Source organism: Pseudomonas lundensis (genome assembly GCF_001042985.1).
Classification (GTDB): Bacteria; Pseudomonadota; Gammaproteobacteria; order Pseudomonadales; family Pseudomonadaceae; genus Aquipseudomonas; species Aquipseudomonas lundensis.
The window spans coordinates 1-16731 of sequence record NZ_JYKY01000027.1 but is presented as its reverse complement, the minus strand read 5'-3'; the positions used below and the strand labels follow the sequence as shown (position 1 = coordinate 16731).

Annotated in this window: 15 protein-coding genes; 1 reads left to right on the top strand and 14 read right to left on the bottom strand. The window is 62.3% G+C overall.

What is annotated here, in order from left to right; genetic code table 11:
* Positions 1-59: 59 nt before the first annotated feature.
* Genes TU74_RS18550 through TU74_RS18505 form a run of 10 tightly spaced genes read right to left on the bottom strand, consistent with a single transcriptional unit; the run spans position 60 to position 7938 of the window.
* On the bottom strand, positions 60-485 hold the full coding sequence (locus TU74_RS18550; protein WP_047273026.1) for an acyl-CoA thioesterase: 426 nt from the start codon (positions 483-485) through the stop codon (positions 60-62).
* On the bottom strand, positions 478-2022 hold the full coding sequence (locus tag TU74_RS18545) for an HAL/PAL/TAL family ammonia-lyase (RefSeq protein ID WP_048377304.1): 1545 nt from the start codon (positions 2020-2022) through the stop codon (positions 478-480). The genes TU74_RS18550 and TU74_RS18545 overlap by 8 nt, the downstream gene beginning before the upstream one ends.
* On the bottom strand, positions 2003-2941 hold the full coding sequence (locus TU74_RS18540) for an LpxL/LpxP family acyltransferase (protein WP_047291505.1): 939 nt from the start codon (positions 2939-2941) through the stop codon (positions 2003-2005). The genes TU74_RS18545 and TU74_RS18540 overlap by 20 nt, the downstream gene beginning before the upstream one ends.
* Complete coding sequence (locus TU74_RS18535; protein WP_047273029.1) at positions 2938-3672, bottom strand: glycosyltransferase family 2 protein; 735 nt, start codon at positions 3670-3672, stop codon at positions 2938-2940. Before TU74_RS18535 ends, TU74_RS18540 begins: the two co-directional genes overlap by 4 nt.
* A gap of 50 nt (positions 3673-3722) precedes the next feature.
* On the bottom strand, positions 3723-5393 hold the full coding sequence (locus TU74_RS18530) for an ApeI family dehydratase (RefSeq protein WP_048377303.1): 1671 nt from the start codon (positions 5391-5393) through the stop codon (positions 3723-3725).
* Positions 5390-5935, bottom strand: a complete 546-nt coding sequence (locus TU74_RS18525; protein ID WP_047273031.1) for a COG4648 family protein — start codon at positions 5933-5935, stop codon at positions 5390-5392. Before TU74_RS18525 ends, TU74_RS18530 begins: the two co-directional genes overlap by 4 nt.
* Positions 5932-6186, bottom strand: a complete 255-nt coding sequence (locus TU74_RS18520; RefSeq protein ID WP_047273032.1) for an acyl carrier protein — start codon at positions 6184-6186, stop codon at positions 5932-5934. The genes TU74_RS18525 and TU74_RS18520 overlap by 4 nt, the downstream gene beginning before the upstream one ends.
* 9 nt (positions 6187-6195) lie before the next feature.
* Positions 6196-6456, bottom strand: coding sequence for a phosphopantetheine-binding protein (locus TU74_RS18515; protein WP_047291510.1), 261 nt, complete (start codon positions 6454-6456; stop codon positions 6196-6198).
* On the bottom strand, positions 6431-7243 hold the full coding sequence (locus TU74_RS18510) for a lysophospholipid acyltransferase family protein (RefSeq protein WP_048377302.1): 813 nt from the start codon (positions 7241-7243) through the stop codon (positions 6431-6433). Before TU74_RS18510 ends, TU74_RS18515 begins: the two co-directional genes overlap by 26 nt.
* Positions 7219-7938 (bottom strand): beta-ketoacyl synthase chain length factor, encoded by a 720-nt coding sequence (locus tag TU74_RS18505; RefSeq protein WP_047291514.1) that lies wholly within the window; start codon positions 7936-7938, stop codon positions 7219-7221. The genes TU74_RS18510 and TU74_RS18505 overlap by 25 nt, the downstream gene beginning before the upstream one ends.
* Positions 7939-8274: 336 nt before the next feature.
* Between TU74_RS18505 and TU74_RS18495 the strand changes: the two genes are divergently transcribed.
* Positions 8275-9048, top strand: coding sequence for a ParA family protein (locus tag TU74_RS18495; RefSeq protein WP_047273037.1), 774 nt, complete (start codon positions 8275-8277; stop codon positions 9046-9048).
* Here the strand turns inward: TU74_RS18495 and trxC are convergent.
* The 4 genes from trxC to TU74_RS18475 form a co-directional block, all read right to left on the bottom strand.
* Positions 9045-9485, bottom strand: coding sequence for a thioredoxin TrxC (gene trxC, locus TU74_RS18490; RefSeq protein ID WP_047281965.1), 441 nt, complete (start codon positions 9483-9485; stop codon positions 9045-9047). The two genes, TU74_RS18495 and trxC, sit on opposite strands and share 4 nt — an antisense overlap.
* 163 nt (positions 9486-9648) lie before the next feature.
* The gene (selO, locus tag TU74_RS18485; RefSeq protein WP_048377301.1) at positions 9649-11112 is read right to left on the bottom strand and encodes a protein adenylyltransferase SelO; all 1464 of its coding nucleotides are present in this window, start codon (positions 11110-11112) and stop codon (positions 9649-9651) included.
* Between the two features lie 108 nt (positions 11113-11220).
* On the bottom strand, positions 11221-14583 hold the full coding sequence (mscK, locus tag TU74_RS18480; RefSeq protein ID WP_048377300.1) for a mechanosensitive channel MscK: 3363 nt from the start codon (positions 14581-14583) through the stop codon (positions 11221-11223).
* A 35-nt stretch (positions 14584-14618) separates the two neighbouring features.
* Complete coding sequence (locus TU74_RS18475; protein WP_048377299.1) at positions 14619-16361, bottom strand: potassium/proton antiporter; 1743 nt, start codon at positions 16359-16361, stop codon at positions 14619-14621.
* Between the last annotated feature and the right edge of the window lie 370 nt (positions 16362-16731).

Below are 16731 nucleotides of genomic sequence, written 5' to 3'. Positions count from 1 at the left end.
GCGCGTACGGCGCTTGCCCTCACCCCGAGGGTGAGGGCCTTTGGCGTTTAACAGCAGCATCATGGCAACACGCTCTCAACCGCCTCGATAAAGCATTGAGGCGACGCCAGTTGCATCTCGCGGCTGGCAATCTCGACCGCCACTTGCACGGTACACGCACGGGTCAAACGCTCACCCGTGGCCAGGTCCGTAATCAGGTAGCTGATCTTCAAACGGTTTTCCCACTCCACCAGGTTGGCGCGCACGTTCAGGCGCTGGCCGAACGTGGCGCCGCGCACGTAACGCAGTTGCAGGTCGATCACCGGCCACGCATAGCCCGCTTCCTGCATCCGGGTGTAGTTGTGGCCGATGTGGTCGAGCAGCGCACAGCGCGCCACTTCGAGGTATTTGACGTAATGCCCGTGCCACACCACGTGCATCGTGTCGATGTCGAAAAACGGCACCAACACTTCGGTATCTACGTGCAACACGCCTTTGCTACGCATGCAGCCTCCAGTGTTGTTGGGCGATGCGGCTCAGGCACAGGCGCAGTTCGCGTTCCAGGGCGCGGTCTTCGACCACCGGCGGGAAGTCTTTGGCCAGTTCGGCGTGCATCGCGGCCAGCGCCGGTGGCAGCGGGCGGGCGTCTTCGGCGCGGCTGCGCAGCCACACGCCCTGATTGGCCGCCAGCAAGGTGGCAGCGGCGACCTGTTCGGTCAGCTCCAGCACACGGATCGCGTCTCGGGCGGCGATGGTGCCCATGCTCACTTTGTCCTGGTTGTGGCATTCGGTAGAGCGCGAGAACACGCTGGCGGGCAGGGTGTTTTTCAGTGCTTCGGCGGTCCAGGCGCTGGTGCCGATCTGCACCGCTTTGAACCCGTGGTTGAGCATGGCGCGTTCGGCGCTGGCCCCCGACAGGTTGCTCGGCAAACCGTGGTTGTAACGCACGTCCACCAGCAGGGCGAGCTGGCGGTCGAGCAGGTCGGCAACGTTGGCCACCAGGGTCTTGAGGCTGTCCATGGCAAAAGCGATGTGCCCGCCGTAGAAATGCCCGCCGTGCAGCACGCGCTCTTCTTCAGCGTCGATGATCGGGTTGTCGTTGGCGCTGTTGAGTTCGATCTCGATAAACCCGCGCAGCCAGTTCAGGCTGTCGGCCAGTACGCCGAGCACGTGGGGCGCACACCGCAGCGAGTAACGGTCTTGCAGGCGATGCAGCGGCGCGGCCGGGGCGTCGATGGCCAGGTCCTCACGAATCCACGCCGCGACTTGCATCTGCCCGGGGTGCGGCTTGGCGGCGAACAGGCGCTCGTCGAAGTGCTCCGGGTTGCCTTGCAGTGCGACCACGTTGAGCGCGGTGATGCGCGTGGCCAGTTTGAGCAGGTAATCGGCGCGGGCGTAGGCCAGGCACGCCAGCCCGGTCATGACGGCGGTGCCGTTCATCAGCGCCAGCGCTTCTTTGGGCCGCAGCACCAGCGGCGTCCAGCCCAGTTCGCGGTGTACGTCGGCCGAAAAGCGTTGCTCGCCCTTGAACAGCACTTCGCGCTCGCCGGATAAGGTCGCGGCCACGTAGGACAGCGGCGTCAGGTCGCCACTGGCACCCACCGAGCCTTCTTCGGGGATCAGCGGCAGGATGTCGTGGGCGATAAAGGCGTGCAGGCGTTCCAGCAGTTCGATGCGCACCCCGGACACCCCGTGGCACAACGACTGCAAGCGCGCCGCCAGCACGGCACGGGTCGCTTGGGCGTCGAGCAATTTGCCCAGCCCGCAGCCGTGGAAGGTGTACAGGTGACGCGGCAGCGCTTCGACGTGCTCCAGCGGCACCGCCACCACGCACGAGTCGCCATAACCGGTGGTCACGCCATAAATCACGCCTTCTTTGTCCAGCAGCGAGTCGAGGAAACGCGCGCCCTTGGCGATGCGCTCGCGGTACTCGGCGTCGTCTTGCAGCCGGGTCGGCGCCTGACGATTGGCCAGCGCCAGCACGTCTTCAATGCGCAAAGGGGTTTGGCCGAAGGTTACTGGCTCATGCGGATGCGTCGTCATCGGTCTTCCAGAATGGGTAAAAGTTAAACCATTGGTGCGGCGCCTGGAGGCAGTAATGCCCCAGGCGTTCGGCGTAGCGGGCGGTCCAGTCGGCAATCACTTGTTCGCGGTCGCTGCGTCGCCAGTGCACGGCGTCAGCGAACGGTTCGAGGATCACGCGATAGCGGCCCGCCTGTTTCAGGCAAAACATCAGGTTGACCGGGCATTTGAGCAGCCCGGCCAACAGCCACGGGCCTTGCGCAAACGCCGCCGGATGGCCGAGGAAATTGACCTGCACGTTGCGCCCGCCATGCAGGGGCACGCGGTCCCCGGCAATGGCCAGCCACTCGCCGTTTTCGAGGCGCTGGTTGAGTTGCAGCATCACCGCGGGGTTGAGTTCGCTGACCTGAATCAGCCGCAGGTGGCTGGCGCCCGCTTCGCCCAGCAGGCGATTGAATTGCTCGGCATGCTTGGTGTGCACCAGCACGTTCATGGTCACTTGCTCGCCCAGTTCAGCGAGGGCACGGCACACCTCAAGGTTGCCCAGGTGCGCGCCCACCAGCATTTGCCCGCGTTCGCCCCGCAGTTGATCGCGCAGGCGGGCCGGGTCGACGATGTCGATGTCGTGGATGCTCAGCTTGCCGTTCCACACGTCGAGCTTGTCGAGCAGGGCGTCGGCAAAGCACATGAATTGAGCGAACACGCGGCGGCGCGTGGGGCGCAGCGCCGCTTGCCCGCTCCAGTCGGCCAGGCGCTGCTGGTACTGCCAGATGCTGCGCCGCGCGCGCCCCCCAAACAAAAAGAAGTACAGCACGATGGCGTACAACACCGGCGCGAGCACGCGACGGCCCAGCAGTTTGACGCCCCATGCGGTGAGCTTCATCAGCCGGAAACTGCCGCGCTCCTTGTGGTCAGCCCAATGCTGTTGAGGGTCGCTCATGCTGTGCAGCGTCTCCACAGAATGCTCGGCAACCGCAGCAACATGCCGAAAAACAGCTTGGTGTGCATGCTGGAAATCAGCGCGTTGTCGTGGAACAGGCGAAAGTGCGAGAGGCCGTCCTGCGGGTAGTGGACCCGGGTCGGCAGCCAGCGCATCGGTTGGTTGCGCCACGCCAGGCGCACGAGGATTTCAGGGTCGAAATCCATGCGTTTGCCCAGCTTGACGCTGTTGATCAGCGCCAGGGTCGGGGTCAGCGGGTAGACCCGGAAGCCGCACATTGAATCGGGGATCTGCAACGACAGGCTGTTGATCCAGACCCAGACGTGGGTCAGGTAGCGTGCATACAAACGGCCCTTGGGCACGCTGGCGTCGTACTGTGGATAACCGCAAATCAGCGCCTCGGGGTTGTGCCGCGAGACGTGCAGGAACGTGGCGACATCACGCAGGTCATGCTGGCCGTCGGCGTCCACTTGCAGGGCATGGGTGAAACCCAGTCGCGCGGCTTCGCGCAGCCCGGCCATGACCGCCCCGCCTTTGCCCTGGTTGACCGCGAGGCGAATCAGAAACACCTGTTCGCGCACGGCCAGTTGTTCAAGCACCGCGCAACAGGCCGGGCTGCTGGCGTCGTCCACCAGTACACACGGCAAGCCCGCCGCGAGCAGGGCATCGACCACCGCAGGCACGGCGGTTTCGTGGTTATAGACCGGGATCACGGCGCAGGGCTTATGCATAAGAGAGCCTTGTGGGCGAGCGGGTGGCACCGGGGGCGCGACGTGATGCGTTATCCACAGGCCGCCTCCAGCAGGATGCGGCCGCTGGAGCACGCAGCCGTGTCGTTGCGGTAGGCGAAGTGCAGCTTCTGACGCTCGCGGTCGAAACGCAGGGTCAGCTCAATGGCGTCGCCGGGGCGCACCAGTTGCTGGAATTTGAGCACTTCCATCCCGGCAAAGCGTGGCGGCAGGTCGAGCCGTTGCTGACCCAGCGCCAGCGCCCAATCGACTTGCACCACGCCCGGCAGGACCGGGGTTTTGGGGAAGTGGCCGCTGAAAAATGCCAAATCCGGCGGGATCGACAGGTTCAGCGTCCATTGGCCGTCGGTTTCGGTCTGACTCAGGACCTCGGGCATTTTCGGGCGCGGCGCCATTAACAAGGCATCGACCTGGGCCTGAGGCAGTTTGCCCTGGCTGTTGAGCGGCAATTGGCGCAGCAAGCGCCAGCGGCGCGGCAACGCCAGGGCTTCGCAGTGCTGGCTCAGGTGCTGGCGCAGGGCGTGGGTCAGCGCCCGGCGCCCGTGTTCGCGCAGGGCGAACAGGCCGCTGTCGCTGAGCACCAGCAGCGCGCCCAGTGAAGCCCGGTTTTCGTTGACCACGCCCAAGCGGGCGTCGGCCACCCAGTCATGGCTGACCAGTGCCTGTTCGAGCATGGGCAGGGAAATGCGTTTTTCTTCGAGTTTGACGATGCGGTCCAGGCGCCCGAGCAGCGTGAAACGTCCGTCAGCCTCAATGCGCGCCGCGTCGGCGGTGTGTTCGACATGGCCCACGGGCAGGTACGCCGACGCAATGCGCAAGGCGCCGTCTTCGCCCTGGCTCAGTTGCACATCGGCAAACGGTTGCCACAGGGTTTGACCCTGGCGCCAGGCGATGCCGCCGGTTTCCGAGCTGCCGAGGATTTCGGTGGGCCACTGGCCCAGGCGTTCAAACAGGGCAGCGGCGGCATCGGCCGGCAACGCGCCGCCCGATGAAAACACCCGGCGCACCCGGCTCAGGGCGGCCCAGTCGAGGTTGTCAGCGGTGCGTTTGAGCAGGGCCGGGCTGGCGATCCAGACGAAAGCAGGGTGTTCGCGGCTGGCGCGTTGCATGTCTTCAGGGAAGGCTAACTGGCGGCGCACAAAGGGACGGCCCGCGCACAGCGGCCACAGCACGCGGAACAACAACCCGTAGATGTGTTGCGCCGCGACACTGGCGATGACGCACGCGTCGCCCAGCTCTGCGCCCCACAACGCTTGCAGTGCCTGCACTTCGTTGGCGATCTGGCGCAGGCTTTTGTCGATGCGCTTGGGGGCGCCGCTGGAGCCTGAGGTGCACAGGCTGAGCTGGCAGGCGTCGAGGTCCAGGGGCGCCGGGGTCAGCGGCTCGGCGGACAACCCGTACAGCTCGCTGTGTTGAGTTATCCACAGGTCGACGTCAGCGTCCCAGCGTTGACGGGTGTGCGTTTGCAGGTCGGCGGGTAATAACACGCTGACCCCGGCCCGCCACGCGCCCAGCAAGGTGACGGCCAGCTCGGCGGCGTCTTCCAGGTACACGGCAATGCGCTGCACGCCGCGTTGTTGCAGGCCGCCGGCCAGGCGCAAGGCCTGTTCGCACAGGGCGGCGTGGTCCAATGCGGGTTCAACGGCGACGGTGCGTCCTGCGTGCCCCTTGAGCAACAACTGCTCAAGTTTTATCCAATTCATGCCCGGCCTCTTACCTGTTGTCGTATCAGCCATTCAATGGCAAACAGCAGCCCCATCAACCCGTAGGCGATCAGGCCGTTGTACAACGTCCACCAGCTCAGCGGCGCCCACAGCGTCAACCCAGCTGCGACTAACCCGTTGAGCAAAAAAAACAGGCACCAGACCTTGGTCACCTGTCGCGTGTAGTGAATCGCGATGTCAGGCAGTACCGGCTCGCGCAGGCGCGCCAGACGCTCGATCACCGGTGGCCCGAATTTCAGGCTCACACCGAACAGGCTGAGCATGAAGCCGCTGATCAACACCGGGTACCAGCGCAGCAGCGTCGGGCTGTTGAACAGCGCCAGCAGCGCACAAAACGCCAGGGCGACCACCGCCATCCACAGGCTGCCGGGGCGACGTTCGCCGGTCAGTGCGCGGGCCAGCCACAGGCCGCCGAGCAACAGCGCAAACTGCCACGGGGCGAAATGGGCCATGCCGAAATACACCGCAAAGGGGTACAGCAGACCGGCCAGCAGCAGGCCAAGGCCAATCAGGCGACTCATGCGTGCGCGTGAACCAGACGGTAAACCGCCTCGACCACGTCATTGACGGTGCGCACTGACTTGAATTCGTCGGCGGCGATTTTTTTGCCGGTTTTGCGCTTGATGTGATCGATCAGGTCGACGGCGTCGATGCTGTCGATTTCCAGGTCCTGATACAGGTTGGCGTCCAGGGTGACGCGCTCGGGTTCCAGCTCGAAGAGTTCGACCAGAGCGTCGCGCAGGGTGTTGAAGATGTCGTCACGGGTTTGCATGGTTCGGTCTCAGGCGGCCTGTTTGGCAGTGACAAAAGCCGCAAGGCTGGCCACGTTGGAAAAATGATCGCGGGTGTCTTTGGCGTCGGCGTCTATTTTGATGCCGTAGGTCTTTTGAATGGCCAGGCCCAGCTCCAGCGCGTCGACCGAATCCAGCCCGAGGCCTTCGCCGAACAGGGTCTGTTCGTCGTCGATGTCGTGGGGGGTGATGTCTTCGAGGCCCAGGGCATCGATGATCAGTTGTTTAATTTGCGTGTTCAGATCGCTCATCTGTGGCGAGCTCCTTAATAAAGTAGTCATGCACGAAGTCATTGAGCAGTCGCGAGGCCTTGGGTGGCGGGCCCAGCGCGGCAAAGGTGTGTGGGTCTATATCGGCCCCCACGCGAAAACTGAAGTGCACGCGGCGATCCGGGATGCGATACCAGGGTTCAGCCTTGGTCAGCGTGGTCGGGCTGACCTTGATAATCACCGGGGTCAGGACCTTCGCACCCCGCAGTGCAATCGAGGCGGCGCCACGGTGAAAGGCGGGCGTGTGCCCCGGCGGCGTGCGTGTGCCTTCAGGAAAAATGATCAGTGTCTGGCCTTCTTGCAAAGCCTGGGCGGCGTTGTCCAGCATGTCGACACTGCCGTCATTGCTGATGTATTGCGTGGCGCGCACCGGGCTGCGGGTAAACGGGTTTTGCCAAAGGCTCTGTTTGACCACGCAATTGGCGTTTCTCACCAGGCCGATCAAAAAAACCACGTCGATCAGCGACGGGTGGTTGGCAATGATCATTTGCCCCGGCCGTCCCAGTCGCTCGGCACCTTGCACGTCATAGGTCAGCACGCCCATGCGCGCCATTGAGCGTATAAACAGCCAGAACAGCCGACTGACGGTGGCGCGGGCGCGTTCACGGCGACGAACGGCAGTGCCGGGCAGGCCGCTCAGCAGCGGGAAAATAATCAGGCGCAGGCCCAGGCAGCCCAGACCGAACAGGCCGAAGCTGATCGCCGTGGCAATCAGGCGCCAGCACCAGGCATCGCGGCGCGTGCTCACAGGTTGCGTTGCCAGGTCCATACGCGGGTTTTCCAGGCGTGTTGGAATGAGGCCTGCTCGTCGAACAGGTGGCGCAGCAGGTTCAGGGCGTGAGGCCACGGCGCGTGTTCGGCGTCTGCCGGGCCCGTCTCCAGAGTCACTTGCCACTGTGTGCCGGGGGTCAGGAGCAGGCCCACGGCATAGGGGAAGGGCACGTCATCGATCCAGCAGGCGTAGGCTTCGGGCGGTTGTTCTTCGGTAATCACCAGCAACACGGCGGGCGCGCCCTCATTGAGCAGTGCGCAGGCTTCAATCAGGCCGTGTTCCAGGCCATCCCCGGCGGCGGCCAGCGCCGTCATCTCGCTGGTTTCGCCACGCAGGATCGACCACAGGCCAATCACCGCGTTATGCACCGACAGGCTGAACTGCGTGGGGGACAGGGGCTGTTCGGCCGCGAGGTCGCTGAGGATCTCGAACGTGCGCGGGGTTTCGCCGTGGCGCGAGGCAAACACCAGCGGCAGCGCAGGGTGGCCTTCAGCCAGTGGCCAGCCGACGCTGAACGCCATGCGTGCCAGACGGCTCAAGCGGCGGCGTTGCATGGCGGGTAAAAACGAGACGTCGGGGGCTGCACCGCTGGCGGCCAACAGGCTGGGTTGCTGGCTCCAGGCCTGCCAATCGGCCACGCTGTCGAGGCCCGGAGCCCAGGCACGCCACGCGGCGATATTGAAATTGATCACTGGAGTTCATCCCGCCTTTGCAGGCTTCCTTGATGCGAAAGTGAGCATCGACCGACGCCACACCTGTAACAGATGGGCGGCATTATCCCGGTGCAGTTAGCTGGTAGCAAATATTGCTTACAGTTTGAGTATGGTTTTTTCGCGATCTACAAAAAAGACACTGTCTTTTTGCCAGTATTGGTCTATGAGTCAGGCAAGACTGTCACAGGAATAGGAGATATTTGCGGGTATTCGAAGATAAGCGACCTAGAGCTGTAGTTCGTTTCGCTGCGAGGTAGCGGATACGCGCGAAGGGCATCTACACTCGGGCTCTCATTGATACACGGAGGTTTTCAAATGCGTCGCGTGGTGTTCAATCAAAAAGGCGGTGTGGGCAAGTCCAGCATCGCGTGCAACCTGGCGGCCGTCAGCGCCAGCGAGGGTTACAGAACCCTGTTGGTGGATCTCGATGCCCAGGCCAACTCCACTCAATATCTCACCGGATTGACCGGCGACGACATCCCGATGGGCATCGCAGAGTTCTTCAAGCAAACCTTGTCCGCCGGGGTAGGGAGTAAGAAAAATCGGGTCGACATTTACGAAACGCCTTTCGAAAACTTGCACGTCATCACGGCCACCGCAGAACTGGCGGACCTACAGCCCAAGCTGGAAGCCAAGCACAAGATCAATAAACTGCGAAAACTGCTGGATGAGTTGGCAGAGGATTACGACCGCATTTACATCGACACCCCGCCTGCCTTGAATTTTTATGCGGTATCGGCGTTGATCGCCAGTGATCGCGTATTGATCCCGTTTGATTGCGACAGTTTCTCCCGGCAAGCCCTGTACGGTTTGTTGTCCGAGATCGAAGAGCTAAAAGACGACCACAACGAAGACCTGCTGGTCGAAGGCATCGTGGTCAACCAGTTTCAGGCCCGTGCCAGCCTGCCGCAGCAAATGCTGGATGAGCTGATAGCAGAGGGCTTGCCGGTGTTGCCGGTCTACCTCAGCAGCTCTGTGCGCATGCGCGAATCGCACCAGGCCAGCCAGCCGCTGGTGCATTACGACCCCCGGCACAAGCTGACCCAGCAATTTATCGAGCTGCACGACTTTCTGGACCAGAACGCTTAAACGCTGAGGCCCTGGCTGTGGAGCCAGGCTTTGAGTTGAGGTAACGGCAAGGCGCCACTTTGGCGGGCGATTTCCCGGCCGTTCTTGAACAGAATCAGGCTGGGGATCGAACGGATGCCCAGTTGCCCGGCCAGTTGCGGATTGGCCTCGCTGTCGAGCTTGGCCAGACGGCACTTGCCGACCCATTGACTGGCCGCCTGCTCAAACACCGGTGCAAACGACTTGCACGGCCCGCACCACTGGGCCCACACATCCAGCAGCAACGGCAAATCGCCTTTGATCTGACTGACGTAATCGGCCTGATTCAGGTCGAACGGTTTGCTCAGCAGCACCTCATTTTTGCAGCGTCCGCACTTGGGATGCTCGCCCACGCGCGCGGCGGGGATGCGGTTCAGGCCGTTGCAGTGAGGGCAGGGGATCAGCAGCGGGTCAGTCATGGGGTAGCTCCTTTAAAAAATGGATCACGACGCGCTCACGCTTGCGCTGTTCGTCAGCGGCTCCAGGCCAATGGCGTGCAAGTTCAGCAGATGAATGCTCAACCTGCCAGTGACACGGTGAGGGCGCGAGTGAGCGGGACGTCCTGTCACGCATTGATCGGGTTCATGACGAGCAACTGATCTCCAGGTGCTTGCCCCATTCAGGGGGCCGCTCGGCGTAGGCTTCCATGCCCGGTTGTTCGGTGAAGGGTTGCGTCAGGACGGTGTGCAACCGGCGAACTTCGCTGTAGTCCCCGGACTCGGCGGCGTCGATGGCTTTTTGCGCCAAGTAGTTGCGCAGGATGTACAGCGGGTTGACGGCGTGCATGCGTTCGCGGCGCGCCTGTTCGTCGGTGTGGCCTTCACGTGCGACCCGGGCCACGTAGTGCGCCGCCCATTCATCAAAGCCTTTAAGGTCGACAAAGTCATCCCGCAGGCGGGCCACGGCCTGGGCTGCCGGGAGCTGACCCAGTTGGCGCAAGAACAGGGTGTAGTCGATGGCGCTGCCTTGCATGCGTTGCAGCAGGGTTTCGATCAACGCCTGATCCCCGTCTTCAGCCGTGGTCAGGCCCAGACGGCGGCGCATCAGGTCCAGGTAATGGGCTTGATACAGCGGCAGGAACAGGCCGAGGGTTTCACGCAAGGCCTCGACGTTGATGAACGGCGTCAGCGCTTGAGCCAGCGCGCTGAGGTTCCATTGGCCGATGGGCACTTGGTTGCTGAAGGCGTAACGCCCTTCATGGTCGGAATGGTTGCAGATGAATGTGGCGTCGAAGTCGTCGAGGAAGGCGAACGGCCCGAAGTCGAAGGTAATGCCCAGGATCGACATGTTGTCGGTGTTCATGACGCCATGACAAAACCCGTAGGCCTGCCACTTGGCGATCAGTTCAGCATTGCGCTCCACGATCTCGCGGAACATCGCAAGGTAGGGCTCCGGTTGCTCCAGACATTCCGGGAAATGCAGGGCCAGGACGTGTTCGCCCAGCTGTTTTTGCTGTTCCGGTTGCTGGGTGTAATAGAAGTATTCGAAATGCCCGAAGCGGATATGGCTAGGCGCCAGCCGTGGCACCATCGCTGCGCGTTCTTGTTTTTCGCGCCACACCGGGGTGTCGGACCCGATCACACACAGCGCACGGCTGCTGGGGATGCCCAGCGCGTGCAGCGCTTCGCTGGCGAGGAATTCGCGAATGGACGAACGCAGCACGGCACGGCCGTCACCCATGCGCGAGTAGGGGGTCATGCCCGCGCCTTTGAGGTGCACGTCCCAATGCTCGCCCGCGTCGTTGTAGACCTCGCCCAGCAGTAAGCCGCGGCCGTCGCCCAAGCGCGGGTTGTAGGAGCCGAATTGATGGCCGGAATACACCATCGCGCGCGGTTCGGCGTCGGCCCACAAGGTGTGGCCGCCAAACAGCTGCGCGAAGACCGGGTCGTCGGCCACGGCCGGGTCAAGATCAAGCAGTGCCATGGCCGATGGGCTGGCCACTACCACGCGTGGCGCGTCGATGGGCTCGGGCAGGACGTGGGTCGAAAACCCGTCGCCCAGGCGAGCAAAGCGGTTGTCGAAGGTCAGTTCGTCGAGGGCTTTCAATGGCCGTCTCCCACATAAATGAATGGCGTCGCTGCAGCGGGCGGCGACGGGGTGCCGGGCCACCCGTTTTAAGGAGATCCCGGCGGGCCCGATCGCAGCTTTGGGCGCTTACAGGGTTTTGGGCGCGTCGGGCTTGTCCAGTCGCGGCGGCGAGTCGGGCGTGTTCGGCGCTTGCGGCACTTCAGGGCCGACCGGCACCAGTTTGTATTCCTGGCCCTGCAAGTTCTTGAGGTACACCTCCATCTGCTGGAACGAGATGTTGATGCTGTGGTTTTTGAACTCGCGGTTGATGAAGCGGTTGACCTCGTCAATCACCGGGTTGCGGTCGCCCAGATCGCGCACGTGCATACGCAGTTCGTGGTCGAGCGTGCTTTGGCCGAAATTGAGGAAGTACACCAGCGGCTCCGGGTCTTTGAGCACACGTGGGTTTTCTTGCGCAGCCTTGAGCAGCAGCTGTTTGACCAGGTCCAGGTCGGAGCCGTAATCGACACCCAGTTTCAGGGTCACACGGGTGACGGTGTCGGTCAGCGACCAGTTGATCAATTGACCGGTGATGAACGTTTTGTTCGGGACGATGATGTCCTTGCGGTCGAAGTCGGTAATGGTCGTGGCGCGGATGCGAATTTTGCTCACGGTGCCGGAGAGGTTGCCGATGGTGATGGTGTCGCCAATCCGTACCGGGCGCTCGAAGAGGATCATGATGCCGGAGATGAAGTTGGCGAAAATCTCCTGCATCCCGAAGCCCAGGCCTACCGACAGCGCGGCCACCAGCCACTGCAACTTGTCCCAGCTCACGCCGAGGGTCGACAGGGTGGCGACAAAGCCCACGCCGACGATCACGTAGGTCAGCAAGGTGGTTGTGGCGTAAGCGCTGCCTTGCCCCAGATCGAGGCGCGACAGCACCAGCACTTCCAGCAGCCCCGGCAGGTTGCGCGCCAGGGCGATGCTGATGCCGATGATGATCAGTGCGCCAATCATGTCGCCAATACTGATCGGCACCATGCTGACGTTGGCGCCAGTGCCGCTGGTGTATTCGTAGAGGGTGATGTTGTCGAGGTACGAAAACACTGAAATCAGGTCGGCCCACACCCAGTACAAACCGCCGACAAACGCTGCGAGCAGCGCCAGACGGATCAGCCTCAGCGATTGCTGGTTGACCTGTTCAATGTCCAGCGTGGGTTCTTCGATGATGATCTCGTTGCCTTCGCCGGCTTCCTTGGCGGCCTGGCGTTTGGCCAGTGCGCGTTGATAAGCCAGACGGCGGGCCGCCACGGCGAGCCCGCGCACAAAGGCGGCTTCTGCCACCAGCCAGAACATCAGCAGGTAAAGCGTGTTGATCAGACGGTCGCTGAGCTTGAGCGCCGTGTAGTAGTAGCCGAAGCACACGGCCACAAACAGGGCGAGCGGCAGCAGGGCAAAAGCGAAGCCCAGCAGTTTGCGCAGGCGGTAGGCTTTTTTCTCGGTTTCGAAATCATTGAGCAGCAGGCGGCACAGCAGCCACGCCATGGCGGCGTAGCAGCTCAGCACGATTACGATGCCCAGCACGTCGTCGGCCAGCGCGGCCGGTTGCTGTTCGGCAAATGCCACCACGGCCACCAGCGCCAGTACCACAAAGCCCAGCTTGCGCACCCAGCGCTGAAGGAACGCCACCAGTGGTTTTTCCCAGCGGAAATGCAGCTCCGCCACGCCGCCCGGCGCCAGGATGCGGTAGGCGGTGTAAAACACCAGCCAGGCCTGGGCCATCTGGATCAGCGCCGCGCCGAGGTTGGCGTTCATGCCCCGGGCATCGGTTTGCAACGCATAGCCGCACAAAGCCAGGGCCAGCGAAATCGGCATGGCCAGCAGGACATTGATCAGGATTGCCATCGGCGTGTGCCATTGGCTGTCACGTTTGAAGTGGCCAATGTCCTGATGGATTTTGTTCAACTTGCCGTAGAGGTAACGGCGTTTCCACAGCAGGGCCACGATCAGCAATGCCAGTGGTGAAAACAGCCACGGGCGCTGGGCCAGGCCATCGCGAAGCTCACTCAGGCCGGAAGTCCAGGGCAAGGTCAGCAGTTGCTGTTTGAGGTAGTGCGGGGCGGTTTCGAGCCATTCCAGGTCCAGCGGCTTGTTGCTCGGGATCCAGAACATTTGCTCATCGAGCGTGGCGCGCAGGCTTTGGGCGGTGCTCAGCAACTGCTTCTGGTTCAGTTGCAGGGTGATGGTTTCGTTGAGCAGCGCGCTCAGTTCGCGGTTCAGGCGCTCCAGCAGTTCGCCACGGGTGCCCACCAGTTCCAGCAGGGTTTTGCGCAGTTGCGGGGTGACTTGATCGGCCGGTTGCGTGCTGAGCAGGTTGTCCACGTAGGTAACCGGGTTGCTGATCAGTTCGCGTTGCTGGTTGATCTCGAATTGATACAAGCGGATGTCAGCGATTTCGTCCGCCAGGTTCTTGTCCATCCTTTGCAGACGCGGCAGCGCTTGTTTCTGTTTGTAGAGGATCTTGGACAGCAGAAGGCTGCCTTTCAGCACGCTGATTTGCTCATCCAGCGCCTGATCGCTTTGGGTGACGTTGTCCAGTTGTTGCTTGGTTTCGAGGTTCTGCTGCGTGACTTCGTTCAAGCGGTCGGTGCTGCGCAACAGGTAGTCTGAAAGCTTGAGGTTGAGCGCGCTCTCGGTGGCCAGCAGGCTGCTGCTGCCAGACTTTTGCGCTTCCAGCGATTGCTGGGTCACGGTTTGTTGCGATTGCGCCAGACGCTTCTGGTTGATCAGGGTTTGCAGCTCCTGAATCTCCTGGTCCTGGCGCGCGGTTTTTTCCAGCAGCAGGTCATGCTGGCTGCCGCTGAGGTCTTGCAGCAGGCTGTTGCCCGCCAGTTCCTGACGGCGCAACGCTATCAGCGAGGTGAGGGCAGCCGCCTCGGTGGTGAGTTGGTTGCGCTGATCCTGGGTCAGCAACTTGCCGTTATCGCGGCCCAGCTTGAGGGTGGTGTTGATCTGCTGGATGCGCGTCTGGCTGGTGCTGATTTCGGCCTGCGCCCGCTCAGGTCGGGTTTGGGCCGCGATGGTCATGCTGTTGGCGCTGGCCAGGGCTTTTTGCAGTTCGCCCTGCTGCGTGGTGCGATCCGCCACCAGTTGCTCCAGCTCGGGCACGCTCAGATTTTTATAGCGTTGGGCCACCGGCACGACAGTACTGGCTTTGAGTCGCGTCAGTTCGCGCTGGTTTTCGAGGGTTTGCTGCTGCGCGGTGCCGAGCAGTTGCTTGACCTCACTCAGGCTCTGTTCGTATTCCGCCTTGTTGGCCAACTGGGCAAGGGTCTTTTCGAGGACCGCTTGCAGGGCCTTTTGGTCGGCGTCGGGCAGCTTTCGATCGGCAATTTTATCCAGGCTTTGCTGAACCGACTCTGCGGTCAGGGGTTCAGCCGCCTGAAGCGAACCCACACAAAGGCTCAGGCCGAGCAGGACGGTGGCGAAAAACGTGCGCAGAGTGGGCATAGATTCCGGTCATACGAGGGACAGAAGTGGGCAGTTTAGAGGAACAACCCCGGACCCGGGGCACTTCCTTCGGGGAATCTGACGCCCACTTTGGCGATCTTGTTCCCGTCCATCACGGCCACGGTCCAAATGGTGTTGTTCCATTCCACCTGGTCGCCTACGACGGGCGCACCGCCGACCTTCTGCGCAATGAAACTGCTCAGCGGCAAGTTGGGGTCGATCCCGTCGAGCTTGAGGCCGTACAGCGCCGATACCGCGCCCAGATGGGCGTCGCCTTCAAGCACGAAGTCACCGAAGAAGCGCAGGTCCAGACCACGGGTCGGCGGTTGGCTGAACAGTTTGCCGAGGGCCGGCAGGTTGTGTTCGTGGCCGATCACGCAGAGCAAATCGCCAATTTCAAGGGTCGTACTGCCCGACGGGTGGAGCAGTTGCTGGCCGCGAAACAGCGCGGCGATACGCGTCCCTTCGGGCATTTTCAGTTCTCGCAAGGCGGCACCGATGCACCAGTTTTGTGCATCCAGACGGTACACAAACAACTCCCACTCACTGGTCACGTGAACCTCAAGGGCTGCGCGGGAGATGGGGGCCAGGTCGGGCGGTACGGTCACTTTCAGCAGTTTGGCGACCCACGGCAGGCTGGTGCCCTGCACCAACAGGGAGACCAGCACGATAAAGAACGCGAGGTTGAAATACAGCTGCGCATTCGCCAGCCCGGCCATCAGCGGGAACACGGCCAGAATGATCGGCACCGCGCCGCGCAGCCCGACCCATGAAATAAAGGCTTTTTCACGGGAGTGGAAGGCTTTGAAGGGCAGCAGGCCCACGAGCACGGACAACGGGCGGGCGAACAGGATCATCCACAACGCCAAGGCCAGTGCCGGGACCGCGATGGGCAGCAAGTCGTGAGGCGTGACCAGCAAGCCCAGCACCAGGAACATGCCGATCTGCGCCAGCCAGGCCATGCCGTCGAGCATGTGCAAAATGCCGTGGCGGCTGCGGATCGGGCTGTTGCCGATCACCAGGCCACACAGGTACACCGCGAGGAAGCCGCTGCCGTGCAGTGCGTTGGTGAGGGCAAACACCACCAGGCCGCCCGCCACGACCAGAATCGGGTACAGGCCGTTGGCCAGGTTTATGCGGTTGACCAGTTGCAGCATCATCCAGCCGCCCGCCAGACCGATGGTGCCGCCAATGCCGAACTCACGCAGCAAATTGAGCAGCAAACTCCAGTGCAGGCTGGTTTCGCCGCTGGCCAGCATGTCGATCAGGGTCACGGTGAGGAACACGGCCATCGGATCGTTACTGCCGGATTCGATCTCCAGGCTGGCCGACACCCGCTCGTTCAGCCCTTTGCCGCCCAGCAGGGAGAACACCGCCGCGGCATCGGTGGACCCGACGATGGCGCCGATCAGCAAGCCTTGAATCAGGTTCAGGTTGAACAGCCAGGCGGCCATCAGCCCGGTCAGCCCGGTGGTAATCATCACCCCGACCGTGGCCAGCGATAACGCGGGCCAGAGCGCAACGCGGAAACTGGAAACCCGGGTTCGCAAGCCGCCATCGAGCAGGATCACCGCCAGCGCCAGGTTGCCCACCAGATAGGCCGTCGGGTAGTTATCAAAAATGATGCCGCCGCCGTCGACGCCAGCAGCCATGCCCACGGCCAGAATGATCACCAGAATCGGGATCCCCAGGCGGGAAGACAGGGAACTCACCAGAATGCTTGCACCCACCAGCAACGCGCCGATCAAGAACAGGCTGTTGATGGTCGTCGCATTCAAAGGCAGTACTCCAGAAAACTCAAAGGCAGGGCGCATACCGATCTAGCAGTTTGCGTGCCAGCGATTCTAACCTGCGCGATTGCCGGGCTGTCAAAAAGGTTTTGTGAAAGCACGGCCGAGGGTTTGTAGCAGAGATTGGCGCCGTTCTTTTAGAAATTTAGGAATCCTCCTACAAAGGCTATGACGGTGTATCCGTTAGCGTTTACCTCCTTTGCCGAGGGGTGGCTTCATGATGAGGCGCACCCTCAGTTTCTGAGGAACCAAGGATGTCCACCGTTAGCCGCCAAACCCGCTTCCAGCTGACCCTCATGGGCAGCGACCAGCCCTTTTCGGTGCTGGCATTCAAAGGCGAAGAGGCCATCAGCGAGCC